Raw genomic sequence first — 16,752 nt, forward strand, 5'->3', positions numbered from 1 at the left:
ATCCTGAGCTTGCGAAGGACCTTCTCACAGTAGAACGACTATCGTACCAACGACTCGTTCAGCTGTCAGAAGGTCCTTCGCAAGCTCAGGATGACAGACGCTCTTTTACTTCACATTTACCACCTCACCACCTCACCACTTCACTACTTATCCGACAACCAGCCTTTGCGCCAGAAATACACCAGCTGCCCAACAACAATCACCACCAGCACCACAATCAGCACGGGGTAGCCGATGGGGCTGTAGAGCTCGGGCATGTTGAGGTAGTTGATGCGGCCGTCGGGGCCTTCGCGCTGGAAGTTCATGCCGTAGAGCCCTACCACAAAGCTCAGAGGAATGAAGATGCTGCTGATGATGGTGAGCACCTTCATCACCTCGTTCATGCGGTTGCTCTGGTTCGACATGTACAAGTCCACTAAGCTGCTCACCGATTCGCGGTAGCTCTCGGCCAGGTCCATGGCCTGGATGGCGTGGTCGTAGCAGTCGCGGAAGAAGACCTTTATTTCCTCGGGCACCACCTCGTCAGGCATCCGCAGGACTTCAGCAATTTTCTCGCGCTCGGGGTACACCAGGCGGCGGAAACGCACAATATCCTTCTTCACCTGCAAAATGCGGCTGAGCAAACGGCGGCTGGGCCGGTCGGCCAGAATGCGGTCTTCCAGCGTTTCGATGTAGTCGCCGATGGCGGCCATAGTAGGGTAGTAGTGGTCGAGCACTACGTCGGTGAGGGCGTAGGCCAGGTACTGCGGGGGGCGCCGCCGGATGCTGCTGAAGCCCGAGCGCAGGCGTTGCCGCACGCTGTCGAGGCAGTCCTCGTAGTCGTCCTGAAACGTGAGCACGTAGTTGTCGCCAGTGAAGATGGACAGCTGGTCGTCGTCGATGTCGCGGGAGGCGGTAAACTCCGTCATGCGCGACACCAGAAACAGCCGATTCTCGTCGAACAGCTCCACTTTGGCCCGTTGGTAGTCGCCCAGCACGTCTTCCATTTGCAGCGGGTGAATATTGAAATCGACCATCAACTGCTCCATCATAGGCAGGCTATTGTAGCCGCGTATATCAATCCAGTGGCGCTGCTCGGGGTGGGCGCGGAAATAGCGCATCAGCTCGTCGTACGTATCATACTCCTCCTCCAACATGTGCTGCTCGTCGTAGGAATACAAAAACAGGCGCGGGCGCAGGGCGCGGGGCGAAATCACCAGGGTGCCTGGCCGTTGCCCTACTACCTGGTCACGGGCCTCGCGCGTGGCGTCGCGGTCCGAAATGCCACTGTTGTGCGCAAGGTCCTGGTCGTGGTCGTCGTCTGGATGGGGTAGGGTGGAAGGGGCAGCAACGGGAGGGGCCGTGGTGGAATCCATAAAAAGCAAAAAAGGAAAACGTACGGGTAAACTACGTAGGTAGGTTGGTTGGTAAAAGGTAAACTGTTGGCAAGATGCTACCTGTGGCGCTACCAGCGAACAGGCTGTCCACTTGCGGACAGTTTTTAAACAGTTGATAAAACTGCGTTAAGATGTAAATAATTGTATAATAGATATTTATAAGTTTGGCTTGGCGCTTGGCTATCAGTACGGGAAACACCCTTTATCCCGTACAAAAATGGACAGAGCTATATCATCTGCTACGCAGCGGCAGCGTCACTGGCGGCTCGGCCTGTGGCTGGTGGCCGCGGTGGTGGCCGTGGGCGCGGCCCTGGTAGCCTTTCGCACGGTGCTGCAACCCAGCATTCGCCGCCCCGAAATCCTGACGGCCACCGTGGATACCGGTCCCGTGGAGGCGTCGTTAACGGCCGCGGGCCTACTCATTCCCGCCCACGAAGCTGTGCTCACCAGCCCTATCGCCAGCACCGTGCGGCGTGTGGTGCGGCAGGTAGGGCAACCCGTGCAGCCCGGCCAGCCCATTCTGGAGCTAGACAAGGAGTTGACCGCCACGGAGCTGGCCAAGCTGGAAGATGCCCAGCAACAAAACCGCAACAAGCACGACCAACTACGCCTGACGCTGGAACGCGCCCTCAACGACTTACAGTCGCAGGAACAGGTGCAGCGCGTGAAGGTAGGCAGCCTGCAATCGGCCCTGCGCGACGAACAGTACTTACTGAAAATAGGAGGTGGCACTGCCGAAAGCGTGCGCCAGGCTGAGCTGAACCTAAAGGTAGCCCAGCTGGAACTGCGCCGCTTGCAGGAGCAGATTGGCAACCAGCGCCGCGCCAACGCCGCCGATGTGCGCGAGCTGGGCTACACCATGCAGATGCAGCAGCGCAGCATTGCGGAGTTGGCCAGCAAGCTCACCCAGGCCGATATCAGCAGCCCCCGGCCCGGCGTGCTCACCTGGGTGAACGAAGACCTAGGTAGCACCGTGCGCCAGGGCGACGTGCTGGCCCGCGTGGCCGACCTGAGCAGCTTTCGGGTGCGCGCCACCATTGCCGACACCTACGCCGGCCAGCTGAGCCCCGGCGGCGCCGTAGTGGTGCGCCTCAACAACGACACCGATCTGCGCGGCACCATCGGCACCATCAGCCCCGCCGCCGACAAAGGGGTAGTCACCTTCTACGCCCAACTGGCCCAGGACCACCACCCCGACCTGCGCCCCAACCTACGCGCCGACGTGTTTGTGGTGACCAAAGCGCATCCAAAGGCCGTGCGTGTGAAAAACGGCCCCTTCTACCAAGGCGGCCGCGAGCAGCCGGTGTTTGTGGTAAAAGACGGCTGGGCCGAGCGCCGCACCGTGCGCTTCGGCGACAGCAACTTCGACTACGTGGAGGTAATAAGCGGCCTGCGCCCCGGCGAGCAAATCGTGCTCAGCGACATGAAGGAACACCAAGACACGCCGCGCCTGCGGATAACGGAATAGGGAAATGAGAAAGATAGCCTCACCCCCCAGCCTGCTGGTATTGTTTCTCCTGCTCCTCGGCTCCCTACCCTTGCGCGCTCAAACCCTCACGCTGCCTGGTGTCATCGGCGCGGCGCTGAAGGAGTCGGCGGTGGCGGGGCAGGCCGCTACCACCCGCGAAACCAGCTATTGGCAGTACCGCACGTATCAGTCGAACTACCGGCCGCAGCTGGCGTTGCAGGGCACCGTGCCCAACTTCAGCCGCGTGATTACGCCCGTAGTGCAGCCCGACGGCACCATTGAATTTCAGGCCGTGCGCCAGAATTACTCTACCCTGGGTCTTACCTTAAGTCAGGCCATTGGTGTCACGGGCGGCTCGGTGTATGTGACTTCCGAGGCCCAGCGCTTCGACGATTTCAACCGCAACACCCGCCTCTACAACAACCAGCCCTTCAGCCTGGGCCTCACGCAGCCGCTGGGACGTTACAACGCCCTGCGTTGGGCGCGCCGCATTGAGCCGCTGCGTTACCAAGAGGCCAGTCGGCAGTTTGTGGAGGAACGTGAAACCATTGCTCAGCGCATCACGGAACTGTATTTTGACGTGCTGCTGCAACAAGTGAATGCCCGCGTAGCCACCCAAAACGCCCAGGCCAATGCTGAGCTGCTGCGCCTGGGTAGGGAACGGCAACAGCTCGGCCGCCTGTCGCAAAACGACTTGCTGCTGCTGGAATTGAACCTGCTCCGCTCGCGCCAGGCGCTGGTGCAAGCCCGCCTTGATGCTCAGCAAGCCGCCATCGGTCTGCAAAGCTACACCGGCCTGCGCGCCGATACTCTCCTGCTCGCGGTGCCCGTCGTAGCACCGCGTCCGGTGGTGGCTCCTGCCCAGGCGCTAGCCTACGCCCGCCAATACCGCGCCGCGCCCCTGGCCTTCCGGCGGCGCTTACTGGAGGCCGAAAGCGAGGTAGCCCAGGCGCGGGGAACCACGGGGTTTGTGGCTACTCTACAGGCGAATGTGGGTTATACCAATAGCGCGCAGGACTTCTGGCGCACTTACCATCAGCCGCAGCAACAGCAGCAAATCAGTCTGGGCTTTGCGCTACCGGTGGTGGACTGGGGTAGGCAAAAATCGGTGCGGAAGACGGCCGAGCTGAGCCGCCAGCAGGTAGCCCTCACGGTAGCCCAGGAGGAGCTAACCTTCGAGCAGAGCATCACCACGCAGGCCGCGCAACTAGGTGGCTTGCACGAGCAGCTAACCCTGGCCGCCCAGGCCGACACCCTGGCCCAGCAGCGCTACGATATTGCCCAGGCTACCTACAAGGTTGGCCGCATCAGCCTCACCGACCTCAACATTGCCCTTGCGGAAAAAGACCAGGCCAAGCGCGCCTACATTGCGGCCCTGCGCGCCGCTTGGGTGGCGCACTATCGCCTGCGCGCCCTCACGCTGTATGATTTTGAGCAAGAACAGCCGCTGGCGCGGGAGTAGCGGAAAGGTCATGATAAAAACGACACCAACAATGGCTGTCATCCTGAGCTTGCGAAGGACCTTCTCACGCCAGAACGATAGCCGCGCCAATGACTTGTCCTACCGTCATAAGGTCCTTCGCTGCACTCAGGATGACAATCCAGGAAAGACGGTGATAAATACTGGGTTGATGAATCCGAACAACCTGTTCGTTTGCGGACATATTTTAGCAAGCGCATTTTATGAATGATGAATGTAAATTATTGATAATAAAAACTTTAAGTGAATGGCACGCGGCTTGGCTACTTCTATCAGAGACGAGCACCATGCTACATAAAACCGAACACTTCTTCCACCTTCGCCTACTCCTATGAACCAGTTTCCTACCTCTGCTACCCAGCCAGCGTCGACAGTAGCCGCTGCTGAGGCCGTTATTCAGCTCACCGGCATCGAAAAGGTATACCAGACCAAAACCATCGAAACGGTGGCCCTGAACCACGTGAACCTGTCGATTCAGCGCGGGGAGTTTGTGTCGGTGATGGGGCCGAGCGGGTGCGGCAAGTCTACCTTGCTCAGCATCATGGGCTTGCTGGATGAGCCCACCAGCGGCACCGTGGCTATTGACGGCCGGTCGGTGACCAGTTACTCCGACCGGGAGCTGGCCCACCTGCGCAACCACAAAATCGGGTTCGTGTTTCAGAGCTACCACCTGATTAATGACCTGTCGGTGCTCGACAACGTGGAGCTGCCCTTGCTTTACCGCAAAGGGGTAGGGGGAGCTGAGCGCCGTCAGCGCGCCCTGGCTGCCCTCGATACGGTGGGCTTGAGCGCCCGCACCCGGCACTTCCCCAGCCAGCTCTCGGGCGGGCAGCGCCAGCGCGTAGCCATTGCCCGCGCCCTGGCTGGCCGGCCCGAAATCATCCTCGCCGACGAGCCCACCGGCAACCTCGACTCGGTGATGGGCGAGGAAATCATGGACCTACTGCTGACCCTGAACCGCCAGCAGGGCGCCACTATCGTGATGGTAACGCACGACGAGCAGCAAGCCCTGAAAACCGAGCGCATTATCCGGTTTTTCGACGGCAGCCAGGTCAATTAAATGGTAAAATGGTGAGTAGTGAGATGGTGAGTTTGAAGAACAAACTGCGCCATTAGCACCATAACTCACCATTTTACTACCCACCATTTCACCTTTATTCTTATGCTTCTCAACTACCTCAAGATAGCCTGGAAGGTCTTGCTCAGGCGCAAGTTTTTCACCTTCATCAGCTTGTTCGGCATTAGCTTCACGCTGATGATCTTAGTGGTGCTCTATGCGATGATCGATTACACGATAGGGCCGCACACACCCGAGAAACGCGTCGACCGCATGCTGTTCGCGAATCGGATGCAGCTAATGTATCGCGAAGGCGGACAGAGCAATTCCTCCATCGGTTACGACTTTCTGACGCGGCACGTACGCACCCTGCACACACCAGAAAAGGTGTCGCTCAGCGAAAGTAACTTCGGTACGACGGTAGCCTACGTAGGACAACAGGTACTAAAGTTAGACCATAAACGCACCGATGGGGAATTCTGGCAGGTCCTAGATTTCGACTTCGTGTCTGGGCGGCCCTACAACTTAGACGAAGTGCGCGACGCGGCTCGCGTGGTCGTCATCAATGAGACGACTAGCCGTCGCTACTTTGGAACCACAACCGGGGTAATAGGTCGGCCACTGGTGCTCGATGCGGTGCCGTATCGAGTGGTAGGAGTGGTACGCGACATTTCTATTTCGCGAATCTTCTCCTACGCAGAAATCTGGACCCCGGTGACTACAACTACCGATAACCTAAAAGACCCCAACTACTTGGGCAGCTACCAGGCTATCATATTGGCTCGCCGGGCTGGTGATTTGCAGCAGATACAAGACGAATATCAGCAGGTTGTGAATCGCCTACCTGTACCCGACCCCAAAACATACAAGAAGGTAAACTCCTACGCTCAGCCGCTACTGGCATCGCTTACTGCACGCTTCAACAACGATGCTGGCGTTGAGGGGGGCGTAGGGCGCTTCATGAAAGTGGTGTTAGGTATGGGGTTGCTATTTATGCTATTGCCTGCTTTGAACTTGATCAACATCAACGTGAGCCGCACATTGGAGCGCTCGGCTGAGATTGGAGTACGAAAGGCATTTGGAGCAACAGCGGGCAACTTGGTAGGTCAGTTTCTGCTCGAAAATATCTTTCTGACCCTATTGGGGGGCATACTGGGGCTGGGGTTGGCAGCGGGAGCACTGCACCTAGTCAATGACAGTCATTTTCTGGCGTACTCCACATTCGCTCTCAACGGGCGGGTATGCGCGGTGGCACTAGGAGTAATCCTGTTTTTTGGAATTCTGTCGGGAGCCTACCCGGCTTATAAAATGTCGAAGCTACAAGCCGTGAAGGCCTTAAAAGGAGAAACTGCCGCATGATACGCCACCTGATTACCCTTATGTGGAACCGCAAGCGAGCTAATGGCTTGCTCATTGTGGAGATATTTCTGGCCTTTGTGGTCTTGTTCTCGGTTGGCAGCGTGGGTGTATATACTTGGCGCAACTACCAAACGCCTCTGGGCTTTGACTACCAAGATGTGTGGGAGATAGATCTTAACCCTGGCACGCAGCCCCGCGCAGAACAATTTGGAACCCTGCAACGCATCTTGCAGCGCCTACGGAGCACCCCAGGGATAGTAAGCGTGTCGCGTAGCGTGAGCAACACCCCGTTTGCATTCAGTGAAAACAGCACAACGCTGGATACAGGTGAGGGCACCCCACAAGGATATGGTGATGTATACGATGCAGGCGCCGAGCTACCTGAGGTAATGGGGCTACGGATAGTGGCAGGCCGGTGGTTCGACCGCCGCGACGATGCCGTAAGCCGCCGCCCACCGGTAGTAATTACCGAGCTTATGCAAAAGGCTCTTTTCCCAGATGGCCAGTCAGCAATAGGAAAAACAGTGCGCGCCAGCCTAGGCAAACCCGAAGAGTTTCAGGTGATAGGCGTGAGCGGGCCCTACCGGGCTGGCGGTGAGTTGAGCGAACCACGGCCCGGCTTCTTTCTCTATGTAAGCCCGCAGGATACGGCACGGGCAATGCAAGTTCTGCTTGTGCGGGTGCGCCCTGGTGCAGGCGCCGCCCTAGAAAAACGCATTACGAATGATGTGCGTGCGATTAATGCTAGCTGGGAAATGGGTGTGAATCCTTTACCTACACAACGTCTGGCTCAGCTAAAGGTGAATCTCGCACCGCCCGTAATACTAGGTATGGTATGCATATTCTTGATTGTGAACGTGGCCCTCGGCCTATTCGGCGTGCTGTGGCTCAACATCAGCCGCCGCCGCGGCGAAATTGGCGTGCGCCGCGCCATGGGCGCCACCGCTGGCAACATCAGCCTACAAGTGCTGGGCGAAATCTTGGTGCTCACTACCTTCGGGCTAGGGTTGGGGCTGCTGGTGGCGGCGCAGTTTCCGCTACTGGGCGTGATGGGCGTACAAACTGGCGTCTACCTCACGGCCATGCCGCTGGCGGCAGGGCTGCTCTACCTGCTGGCTACCGTATGTGCGCTCTACCCCAGTCGTTTGGCCGCTGGCATTCAGCCGGCCGTAGCGCTGCGGGAAGAGTAGGCGAAGCAACCTAATGGCCATTTGGTGAGACTGCTCAGCCGGATTAAAATCCGGCTGAGCAGTCTCACCAAATCTGAAATAACCTTGGCATTGATCCATAAGCAATGAAAAAATGCTCCTGATAATCGACGATGACCCCGCCATTCGCATTTCGCTTGGTTTGTTGCTGAAGCAAGCTGGCTACCTCACGCAGGCCGTCGACAACCCCGAAGCAGCCCTGCAAGCGGTAGCCGCCGCGCCGCCGGAGCTGGTGCTGATGGACATGAACTTCTCCCTCGATACTACGGGTCGCGACGGCCTGCAACTGCTGGCGCAGGTGAAGCAACTGGCGCCACAGGTGCCCGTGGTGCTCATCACCGGCTGGGGAAGCATTGCGCTGGCCGTGGAAGGCATGAAGGCCGGGGCCGCCGAGTTCATCACCAAGCCCTGGAACAACGACGCCCTGCTCCAGACCATTCGCACCCTACTAAGCCTACCCGTGGCGCAGGGTAGGGGGCCAGAGCCCACGCGCCGCCAGCTCGATCAACAATTCGATTTTCGGGACATTGTGGGGCAAGACGCTGGCTTGTTGCACGTGCTGCGTCAGGTAGGGCAGGTGGCGGCCACTGATGCCTCGGTGCTGATTGAGGGCGAATCGGGTACGGGCAAGGAGCTGATTGCTGAGGCTGTGCACCGCAACAGCCCACGCCGGAACAAGGCGTTTGTGAAGGTGAACCTAGGCGGTATCTCCGCATCACTGTTTGAGAGTGAGCTGTTTGGCCACCGGCGCGGGGCCTTCACCGATGCCAAAACCGACAGGGTAGGGCGCTTCGAGCTAGCCAACGGCGGCACCATTTTTCTGGACGAAATTGGGGAGTTGGACCTGTCCTCGCAGGTGAAGCTGCTGCGCGTGCTGCAAGACCGCACCTACGAGGTGCTGGGCGACAGCAAGCCGCGCCGCCTCGATATTCGGGTGATTTGCGCCACCAACCGCACGCTGGCCGAGGAGGTGCGCGCCGGCCGCTTCCGCGAGGATTTATTCTACCGCATCAACCTCATCACAGTGCGCCTACCCGCCCTGCGCGAGCGACCCCAGGATATTCCGCTGTTGGTGCAGCACTTTGTGGCCGGGCTGCGCACCACCTACGCCCGCCCGGCCCTGAAGGTAGGCACCCGCGCCGGGCACTGGCTACAGCAACAGCCGCTACCCGGCAACATCCGCGAGCTGAAAAACCTAGTGGAGCGCGCCGTATTGGTTTCCGGCCACGACGAACTGCTGCCCGAGGATTTCCAGGCCCAGGCGCAGTCCCTACCCACCCGCACCCCCGAGCCCGGCGAGCTGCCCCCACCGGGCACCATGACGCTGGACGAGCTGGAAGCCCAGATGATTCGCAACACCTTGGAGCATTATCAGGGCAACATCAGCCGCGTAGCTAAAGCCCTGGGCCTGAGTCGACCGGCCTTGTATCGGAGACTAGAAAAATACGAAATCCCCTACGAATGATAGCTGTTAGCTGCTGGCTATTAGCTATTGGCTCTCGTTCTACAAAACGCTAACAGTTAGTAGCCACCAGCAGCTAATAGCTATTATTGCTCCCCATGTCCCTTCGCCTTCAGTTTCTGCTTTTTGTCACGCTGATACACGCGGTACTACTGGTGCTGGCGGCGCAATTGCGGCATATCAACGTGCCGCTATTCATCGGTGCGGAGGTGTTGTTGCTGGTGAGCATCGGGCTGACGGTGCAACTGTACCGGGGCTTTGTGCGGCCGTTTCAATTGATTGCGGCCGGTACGGAAGCTATGCAGGCCAAGGATTTCTCGTTGAAGTTTGTGCCCGTAGGCCAGCGGGAGATGGACCAGCTCATCGGCGTATACAACCACATGATTGATGAGCTGCGCCGCGAGCGGGTGACGCAGCACGAAAAGAGTTTTCTGCTGGATAGTCTGCTGCGGGCCTCACCGGCCGGGGTGCTGCTGCTGAGCTTCGACGGCACCATTGAAAGTGTGAATCCTGCCGCCGAGCGGATGCTGCAACTACCCGCCACTGCACTCCTGGGCCAGCCATTGGCCGCCCTACCCGGCGCCTGGGGCACAGCGCTCAGCACGTTGCTGCCCGACGCGCCCCAGGTGGTGCGCCTCTCAGGCGTACAAACCTACCGCGCCCACCGCGCCCACTTTCTCGATCGGGGTTTCACGCGCTATTTTATTCTGCTGGAAGAGTTGACCCAGGAGCTGATTCGGCAGGAAAAGCAAGCTTACGAGCAGCTGATTCGGATGATGACCCACGAAATCAACAACTCCATTGGGGCTATTAACTCCATCCTGCAAAGCTTTCACCACTACGCCCCTCAGCTCCGCCCCGACGACCAGCCCGACTTCCGGGAGGCCCTCGATGTATCCATTCAGCGCAACATCAACCTGAGCAACTTTGTGGGCGGCTTCGCCAACCTAGTGCGCCTACCCCCGCCTACGCTGCAACCCACGGATGTGCACGCCCTGCTGCACCAGCTGGCGCGCCTGCTGCACGTAGTGAGCGAGCGGCGCCAGATTACCTGGCGCTGGCAGCTAACCGACGAGCCGCTGTGGGCCTCCCTGGACCAGCAACAGCTGGAACAGGCGCTGCTCAACATCGCCAAAAATGCCTTGGAAGCCCTACCCGATGGCGGCACGCTCACTGTACGCACCCAACTCAGTCCGCCCCTCATCGAGCTGGAAAATAACGGCCCGTCCATTCCGCCCGAGGTACAACAACGCTTATTCATGCCGTTTTTCAGCACCAAACGCGACGGCCAAGGCATCGGTCTCACGCTCGTGCGCGACATTCTGCTGCAACATCAGTTCCCCTTCCGGCTGGAAACGGTGGCTCCCGGCCGCACAGTATTCACCATTTGGTTGGGTGAGGCGAGGGTAGGAGAGTAGGAAAGAGGGTAGGAGTCTATCATCCTGAACATGTGGCGCAGCAAGCCAGTGTCGAAGGACCTGCTCACGATAGAACGAGTCGTTGGTACACTAGTCATCCTACCGCACTCGCTCGGCTGTGCCGAGTGAGGCTTACACTTGAGAGGCTGCGCCCCGAAGCCGTCCGCGCCGCTTGCACGAAGCCGTCCGAACCGAATGCAGACGTGCGCAGCAGAGCTGCTTGGGCGTAGTGCTCACTCGGCACAGCCAAAAGAGTGCGGTAGAGAATGACGGCTAGGCTCAACCCGTAGTATTTCCCATCGAATGGAAACCGACGGGCTAAAGCGCCCTTTTCCAGCAAACGCGAAATCTGCCGTACTTTTGAACAGTATTCGTCCTGCCGCTTTGCTTCCTACTTCCACGCCGCTTTTTTCGTCTGATGACCGCTACCGGGTGCGGTGCGCGGTGCCGCCCGCAACCGATGCTACCCTGCCGCTGGCCTACGAGCCCTATCTGTACCTGCGGCCGGCGTACGTAGCCTTGCAACACGCCCCCGGCGAGACGCTATTCTTCTACCTCGAAGATCATCAGCAGGGCCAGACGGTAGGGCAGTGGCCGCTGACCGTAGTAGAACACCAGGCCTACAGCCCCTGGCAAGCGCCGTTCGGGGGCATGCAGGTAGCACCCGGGGTACTAGTGGCCACCATGCGAGCCTTTGCGACGGCGGTGCACCAAACCCTAGTGACAAACGGAGTAGCACGGGTGCACTTGCGCGCCTACCCCACAAGTTACGACGAGGCCGCTAGCAACGTGTTGCTCCCTGTTTTTGAGGAACTGGGCTACCGCATCACGCTGACGGAAACCAGCTACACACTGCCATTGGCGCAGTCTTTTGAAGGAGGACTACATCCCTCGGCGCGACGCCGGCTGCGCAAATGCCACCGCCATGGCCTACGTGTGGAGCAGGAAACGCCGCTGTTCCTACCTCTGGCGTATGCGTTCATGCAGCAGTGTCGGCAAGAAAAGAACCAAAGGATGTCGTTGTCGCTGGAGCGGCTGCAAGCCTTATTTCGCGCCTTTCCCAACGACTATTTCCTTTTCTCGGTGCGCGATGCGGCCGGTGTCTGGGCTGCCATGACGGTACTCACCCGTGTCAGCGACGAGGTGCTGCACTGCATTCCCCCAGCCAGTCCACTCAGTTGGAATACGTTTAGCCCCGCCATTCTGCTCACCCAGGGCCTGCACGCCTTCGGGCAGGCCAGCGGCTACCGCCTCCTCGACCTTGGCACCTCCACACTCCCCGATGGCCCTAGCGAGTCCCTACACACCTTCAAGCGACGCCTCGGCGGCGTAGCCAGCTCACGCCTGACGTTGGAGTGGCGCGATAGTGAAATGGCGAAATAGTAAGTTTGACGTTCCGCTAGTGCAACTTGCGCCATCTGTGCGTCTAGAACGTCAAACTCACGGTTTCACCATTTCACTATCGCGCCACTCCCCATGTCCACGCTACAACGGTTTCTGAAAGGCTCGGCGGGGGCGGGCGTGGCCGTGGCGGCGCGGGGAGTAGGGGCCTTAGTGCTCAATAAGTTGCTAGCAATATATGGCGGCCCTGGTGGACTTACGCTGCTGGCGCACTTTCAGAACCTGTTGGGCCTATTTACTACCCTGCCCGGCGAGGGCGTGAACGTAGGTATCACCAAATACCTGGCGCCGTTACGGGCTGGCTCGGGGCGCTACCGGGCGTGGCTGGGCGCAGGAGTGCTGCTGAATGCGGGTACGCTGCTGCTGGGTATGGCGTTGCTGCTGCTGCGTCCGGCTCTGCTCACAGAGCTGTTGGGAACGAGCCTTGCGCTGCGGCTGGGTTTTGGGGTAGGGATAGTCTTGCTAGTGAGCTACGCGCTGCTGCAAACGCTGTTGTTGGCTGCTGGTCGGTTGCGCAACTACGTACTGATCACAGTGTTATTGAGTGGGCTGAGTGTATCCGCCGTGGCAGTAGTGCTGCTACGTGGCGGTTCGGCAGGAGAGGCGCTGTTGGCCTACCTGCTGGCCCAGGGTAGCATGGCCATACCGGCGTTGTGGCTGACGCTTCGAGGTAGGCTGGTGCACCGCTGGCGGGGCCAGATGAGTGCGGCCGCGCTACGGGGGCTGGGGCGGTTTTTGTTGATGGCCGTGAGCCTGCTGCTGTTCGGTAAAGCCGTAGACTTTGCCGTGCGCGACCTGCTAATAGCCCGCTACGGCCTGGCCCGCACCGACTTGTGGCAGGCCGTAGTGAAGCTGTCCGACAACTACACGATGGTGTTTTCGGCGGTAATAAGCAGCGTGTACTACCCCCGGCTGGCGGCGCTGGTAGGGCAGCCCGCCGCCATGCGTCGCTACGTCCGCACGGTGTTGCTGCTACTGGCACCAGTGCTGGCTGTGGGCCTCAGCCTTCTTTATTTGCTGCAAAGTTGGCTGCTGCCGCTGCTGTTCGAGCTGCGCTTTCTGGCAGCCCGACCCTTGCTTGCGCCCCAGTTGCTCGGCGACTGGGCCAAATTTCTAAGTTGGCTGCTGCTGTATCAGCTCACGGCCCGCGCCCAGGTAGGGCGCTACGTGGCGGTGCAAATAGGCGCGGCAATACTCTACGTAAGCTTGCTGGCCGTATTGTTGCCGCGCTACCAACTGCTGGGCGCCACACTAACTCACGCCGTGCACTATTGCCTGCTGCTAGTAGCATGCGCCGTATATTTCCGGGCCGATTGGCGCACTTCACCATGAGTAGTACCGCTGCCAACTCCCATCCTTCTGCACCGCCTACTCTTCAGGAGGACGGGATGCCGTTGGTATCCATTGTGGCGCTGTGCTACAACCACGCGCCTTTCCTAATTGAGGCCTTGGATTCAATTTTGGCCCAAACATATCCTCACTTGGAGGTAATATTGGTAGACGACGCCAGCACCGACAACAGCCAAGGAGTGTTAACGCGTTATGCGCAGGCCAACCCACACTGGAAAACCCTGTTCCTACCCCAAAACGCAGGCAACTGCGCTGCCTTCAACGCGGCGTTCCAGCAAACGCGCGGCGAGTTTATCATCGATTTTGCTACCGATGACGTGCTGCTTCCCACGCGGATAGCTCAGCAAGTAGCTGCTTTTCAGGAGATTTCTGCTGATTATGGCGTCGTATATACCGATGCTGAACTGATTGATGAAGCCTCGCGCCCCGTGCGCCGGCATTACCGCCGCGACGCCCGCGGTCGGCTGCATCCTCGTCCTGCCGAGGGCTGGGTATTTGCTGATGTGCTGCGGCGCTACTTCATTAGCGCGCCCACCATGATGATGCGCCGTACTACGCTGCTCAGCCTCGGCGGCTACGACGAAACGCTTACATACGAGGACTTCGATTTCTGGGTGCGGGCTGCCCGCACATGGCAATTTCGTTTTCTCGATGTCGTTTCTACCCATAAGCGGCTACACCCAAGCAGTAAGTCTAGCGTTGCCTACCGCCCGCAAGACCCTTACTTGGCTTCTACTATTCGGGTGTGCTACAAAGCGTTAGCGCTATGTCGTACATCCGTCGAACGGGATGCATTGGCAGTGCGCGTACGCTGGGAGCTGCGCCAAGCCGTACGTTGGGGCAACCACGTAGAGATTCACGACCTGTACCGGCTGCTCCGGCAGCTACACGCCGTGCGCCCACTCGACTGGCTGACGTATCGCCTAGCTCCGAAGGTAGTCCGCGTGATAAATCGGTTTTTGCGTAGCTAGAATTGGCACTGTACGTGCTGCCCACCACGCCAGCAAGGATACGCTGAGCAGTATTTTAAAAAGAATAATGAACGTGCAAAAACCGTATTTGCTTACTTTCGATACAATAGGTGCTCCCGATTTAGGGTATATAGCTGTAGCTGGAAATAGTGCATTGCCATTTCAGATAAAGCGAACCTACTGGATTTATTGTACGCCAGAAACGGTAGCCAGAGGTCATCATGCACACCACGAGCTACAACAAGTAGTAATTGCTGTGCATGGCAGTATTGAATTTGTATTGGAAAACGTAGCAGGAGAAAAAACTATATTCCATTTAGAAAAACCCAATGTTGGGTTATTTATTCCTGAAATGCACTGGCGCACCATTAATTTCTCTCATGACGCCGTTTTACTATGCTTAGCTTCCACTGAATACAATGAGGCTGATTATATAAGAGATTTTGAAGTATTTCAAGCTTTAGCTAATCAATAATGTTTGTTTTTCAAAGCGTTATTGCGAAAGCGTAGTGTTTGATCGTGCTATGCTTACTACTTTTCAAATCAAACGTTATGCCCCAAGCGATGCACATATTTGGGATGAGCTGATCGAGCAATCTGTTAACGGTGGCTTTATTCTGAAGCGTTCATTTATGGAATATCATCAGGAAAGATTTGATGATTTTTCATTTTTACTATGGAGCAATAACAAACTTCTCGCTGTGTTTGCGGCCGCTATGCCACGACAACGTGCACATGACAGATTGCTTATTGCGCATCCAGGTCTGACCTACGGCGGGTTAATTACAGCGCACAATTTAAAGTACTCCGTGCTGGAAGCACTCTACACGGCCTTATTTAATTTTCTGAAAGAAAACGGGTTTACGCAGTTAAAAATAAAACTTACACCAAGAGTATTTTGTAAATACTACTCCGATAATAGTTCGTTTTTACTTAGTAAAAGTAGCTTTGAGTTGGAAAGAAGGGAGTTGAATTCTGTTGTTGATTTAACGCAGGATTTTAAGATTGGCTCCAGGCAGCAGAATAATCTTCGTAAAGCGAAGAAAAATAACGTAAGAGTAGAAATTTCAGAGCGACTTGATGCGTTTTGGCAAATATTAATTGATAATCTCCGGCAAGTACACGGCGTGAAACCGGTGCACACACTAGCAGAAATTACATACTTGCGCGAAAGTCACCCCGAGAATATAGAATTATACATAGCGCAGATTGAAAACCGAATACTAGCGGGGGTGGTAGTTTTCAAGGAGCTACAAAAAGGCTATCTGCATAGCCAGTACGTTTCAACAAATGCCGAGGGTAGGCAGGTAGGTGCGGTTGATGCCATTCTGTATCATATTATGCAGCAGGCACAGGGCAAGTACCAGCGGTTTTCCCTTGGTATTTCCACGGTGGAAGGGGAGGTTAATTATGGCCTGTTGAGCTATAAGGAAGGGTTCGGTGCCAGAGCAGAGGTAGTGGAAACCTACGCGAAAGTGTTATAGGGGGAGTAGCTTATGCTGATGCGCTATAAGATTAACTCGGCTTGGCTGGTGCTAGGCGGAGCCACGTTAAGCTACGGCCGGCCTACACGCTGTGGGCCTGGTTGCCTAGGCATAACCTTTTTTTACGGGTTACTTAAGGCCTACGATATACAGCTCTACCTGGCCGTCCTGTGCTAGCAAGCGGCGGCGCGGAAACCAACTCAGCACCGAATCGGGGGAGTAGCGGATGAGCTTGCGGGTTAGCTCGTCGTTGCTGAGGGTAGCGCGGTTGAGTAGCAGCCACGCCTGGGCAGCATGGCCGCGCTGGCCACAACTGGTGCCTGGCGGTGGTATAGGAAATAGAGAATGCCGGCGCAGCCCACCGTAGCCAGCAGCGGCCACAGCGTAGTGGAAATGATGTTGACACCTAGTAATGCATACAACCCTGCCACTGGCCCGAAGATCATAGGGCGCTCCTTCAGCGGATCGTGCAATAGACCAAGCGGGTCGGGCTGTAGCCGGAAGGCGCCAGTAAGCAGTTGGTGCGCGTAACGGGAGTAGAAATAGTCGTCCAGCGCGTATAGTCCTTCGTGGGTGAAGATGAAAAACGCGACGGTCATCACCGCCACAAACAGCAGCGTGAGCAAGGGTAGGCGAGAGGCAGAGAAGTTCACGCGGCAAGTTAAATAGTTGCGCTACCGAAAAGCAGTATAATCAAGGAAGTCCGTTGCTAACACTC

Annotated in this window: 14 protein-coding genes; 12 read left to right on the top strand and 2 right to left on the bottom strand. The window is 57.5% G+C overall.

Annotated elements, in window-relative coordinates; translation table 11 throughout:
- Window positions 1-143 precede the first annotated feature (143 nt).
- The gene (gene corA, locus J4D97_RS02025; protein ID WP_208306150.1) at window positions 144-1,355 is read right to left on the bottom strand and encodes a magnesium/cobalt transporter CorA; all 1,212 of its coding nucleotides are present in this window, start codon (window positions 1,353-1,355) and stop codon (window positions 144-146) included.
- Window positions 1,356-1,593: 238 nt separating this feature from the next.
- On the opposite strand from corA, the gene J4D97_RS02030 reads away from it, so the two are divergent.
- From J4D97_RS02030 to J4D97_RS02085, 12 genes are all read left to right on the top strand, one after another.
- Window positions 1,594-2,844, top strand: a complete 1,251-nt coding sequence (locus J4D97_RS02030; protein ID WP_208306151.1) for an efflux RND transporter periplasmic adaptor subunit — start codon at window positions 1,594-1,596, stop codon at window positions 2,842-2,844.
- A 40-nt stretch (window positions 2,845-2,884) separates the two neighbouring features.
- Window positions 2,885-4,306, top strand: a complete 1,422-nt coding sequence (locus J4D97_RS02035) for a TolC family protein (RefSeq protein ID WP_243900088.1) — start codon at window positions 2,885-2,887, stop codon at window positions 4,304-4,306.
- A gap of 349 nt (window positions 4,307-4,655) precedes the next feature.
- On the top strand, window positions 4,656-5,384 hold the full coding sequence (locus tag J4D97_RS02040) for an ABC transporter ATP-binding protein (RefSeq protein ID WP_208306153.1): 729 nt from the start codon (window positions 4,656-4,658) through the stop codon (window positions 5,382-5,384).
- A 102-nt stretch (window positions 5,385-5,486) separates the two neighbouring features.
- The gene (locus J4D97_RS02045; protein WP_208306154.1) at window positions 5,487-6,740 is read left to right on the top strand and encodes an ABC transporter permease; all 1,254 of its coding nucleotides are present in this window, start codon (window positions 5,487-5,489) and stop codon (window positions 6,738-6,740) included.
- Window positions 6,741-6,760: 20 nt separating this feature from the next.
- Window positions 6,761-7,930: an ABC transporter permease gene (locus J4D97_RS02050; protein WP_208306155.1), complete on the top strand. Its 1,170-nt coding sequence runs from the start codon at window positions 6,761-6,763 to the stop codon at window positions 7,928-7,930.
- A gap of 112 nt (window positions 7,931-8,042) precedes the next feature.
- A complete protein-coding gene (locus J4D97_RS02055; RefSeq protein WP_208306156.1) occupies window positions 8,043-9,413 on the top strand; it encodes a sigma-54-dependent transcriptional regulator in 1,371 nt (456 codons plus the stop codon).
- 95 nt (window positions 9,414-9,508) lie between these two features.
- Window positions 9,509-10,828, top strand: a complete 1,320-nt coding sequence (locus tag J4D97_RS02060; RefSeq protein WP_208306157.1) for a sensor histidine kinase — start codon at window positions 9,509-9,511, stop codon at window positions 10,826-10,828.
- A 384-nt stretch (window positions 10,829-11,212) separates the two neighbouring features.
- Entirely contained in the window at window positions 11,213-12,211 is a 999-nt protein-coding gene (locus J4D97_RS02065; protein ID WP_208306158.1) for a hypothetical protein, read from the top strand.
- Between the two features lie 93 nt (window positions 12,212-12,304).
- The gene (locus J4D97_RS02070; protein ID WP_208306159.1) at window positions 12,305-13,561 is read left to right on the top strand and encodes a hypothetical protein; all 1,257 of its coding nucleotides are present in this window, start codon (window positions 12,305-12,307) and stop codon (window positions 13,559-13,561) included.
- Window positions 13,558-14,550 (top strand): glycosyltransferase family 2 protein, encoded by a 993-nt coding sequence (locus J4D97_RS02075; RefSeq protein ID WP_208306160.1) that lies wholly within the window; start codon window positions 13,558-13,560, stop codon window positions 14,548-14,550. The genes J4D97_RS02070 and J4D97_RS02075 overlap by 4 nt, the downstream gene beginning before the upstream one ends.
- Before the next feature lie 67 nt (window positions 14,551-14,617).
- Entirely contained in the window at window positions 14,618-15,025 is a 408-nt protein-coding gene (locus J4D97_RS02080) for a sugar 3,4-ketoisomerase (RefSeq protein WP_208306161.1), read from the top strand.
- A 49-nt stretch (window positions 15,026-15,074) separates the two neighbouring features.
- The gene (locus J4D97_RS02085) at window positions 15,075-16,034 is read left to right on the top strand and encodes a GNAT family N-acetyltransferase (protein WP_208306162.1); all 960 of its coding nucleotides are present in this window, start codon (window positions 15,075-15,077) and stop codon (window positions 16,032-16,034) included.
- A 239-nt stretch (window positions 16,035-16,273) separates the two neighbouring features.
- Here the strand turns inward: J4D97_RS02085 and J4D97_RS02090 are convergent, their stop codons facing one another.
- Window positions 16,274-16,687 (bottom strand): hypothetical protein, encoded by a 414-nt coding sequence (locus J4D97_RS02090; protein ID WP_208306163.1) that lies wholly within the window; start codon window positions 16,685-16,687, stop codon window positions 16,274-16,276.
- Window positions 16,688-16,752 lie beyond the last annotated feature (65 nt).

Source organism: Hymenobacter defluvii, from assembly GCF_017589435.1.
Taxonomy (GTDB): Bacteria; Bacteroidota; Bacteroidia; order Cytophagales; family Hymenobacteraceae; genus Hymenobacter; species Hymenobacter profundi.

Coding starts and splice junctions, on each gene's coding strand:
- corA (WP_208306150.1), bottom strand. CDS start 1,355: ATGGATTCCACCACGGCCCCTCCCGTTGCTGCCCCTTCCACCCTACCC.
- J4D97_RS02030 (WP_208306151.1), top strand. CDS start 1,594: ATGGACAGAGCTATATCATCTGCTACGCAGCGGCAGCGTCACTGGCGG.
- J4D97_RS02040 (WP_208306153.1), top strand. CDS start 4,656: ATGAACCAGTTTCCTACCTCTGCTACCCAGCCAGCGTCGACAGTAGCC.
- J4D97_RS02045 (WP_208306154.1), top strand. CDS start 5,487: ATGCTTCTCAACTACCTCAAGATAGCCTGGAAGGTCTTGCTCAGGCGC.
- J4D97_RS02050 (WP_208306155.1), top strand. CDS start 6,761: ATGTGGAACCGCAAGCGAGCTAATGGCTTGCTCATTGTGGAGATATTT.
- J4D97_RS02055 (WP_208306156.1), top strand. CDS start 8,043: ATGCTCCTGATAATCGACGATGACCCCGCCATTCGCATTTCGCTTGGT.
- J4D97_RS02060 (WP_208306157.1), top strand. CDS start 9,509: ATGTCCCTTCGCCTTCAGTTTCTGCTTTTTGTCACGCTGATACACGCG.
- J4D97_RS02070 (WP_208306159.1), top strand. CDS start 12,305: ATGTCCACGCTACAACGGTTTCTGAAAGGCTCGGCGGGGGCGGGCGTG.
- J4D97_RS02075 (WP_208306160.1), top strand. CDS start 13,558: ATGAGTAGTACCGCTGCCAACTCCCATCCTTCTGCACCGCCTACTCTT.
- J4D97_RS02080 (WP_208306161.1), top strand. CDS start 14,618: ATGAACGTGCAAAAACCGTATTTGCTTACTTTCGATACAATAGGTGCT.
- J4D97_RS02085 (WP_208306162.1), top strand. CDS start 15,075: ATGCTTACTACTTTTCAAATCAAACGTTATGCCCCAAGCGATGCACAT.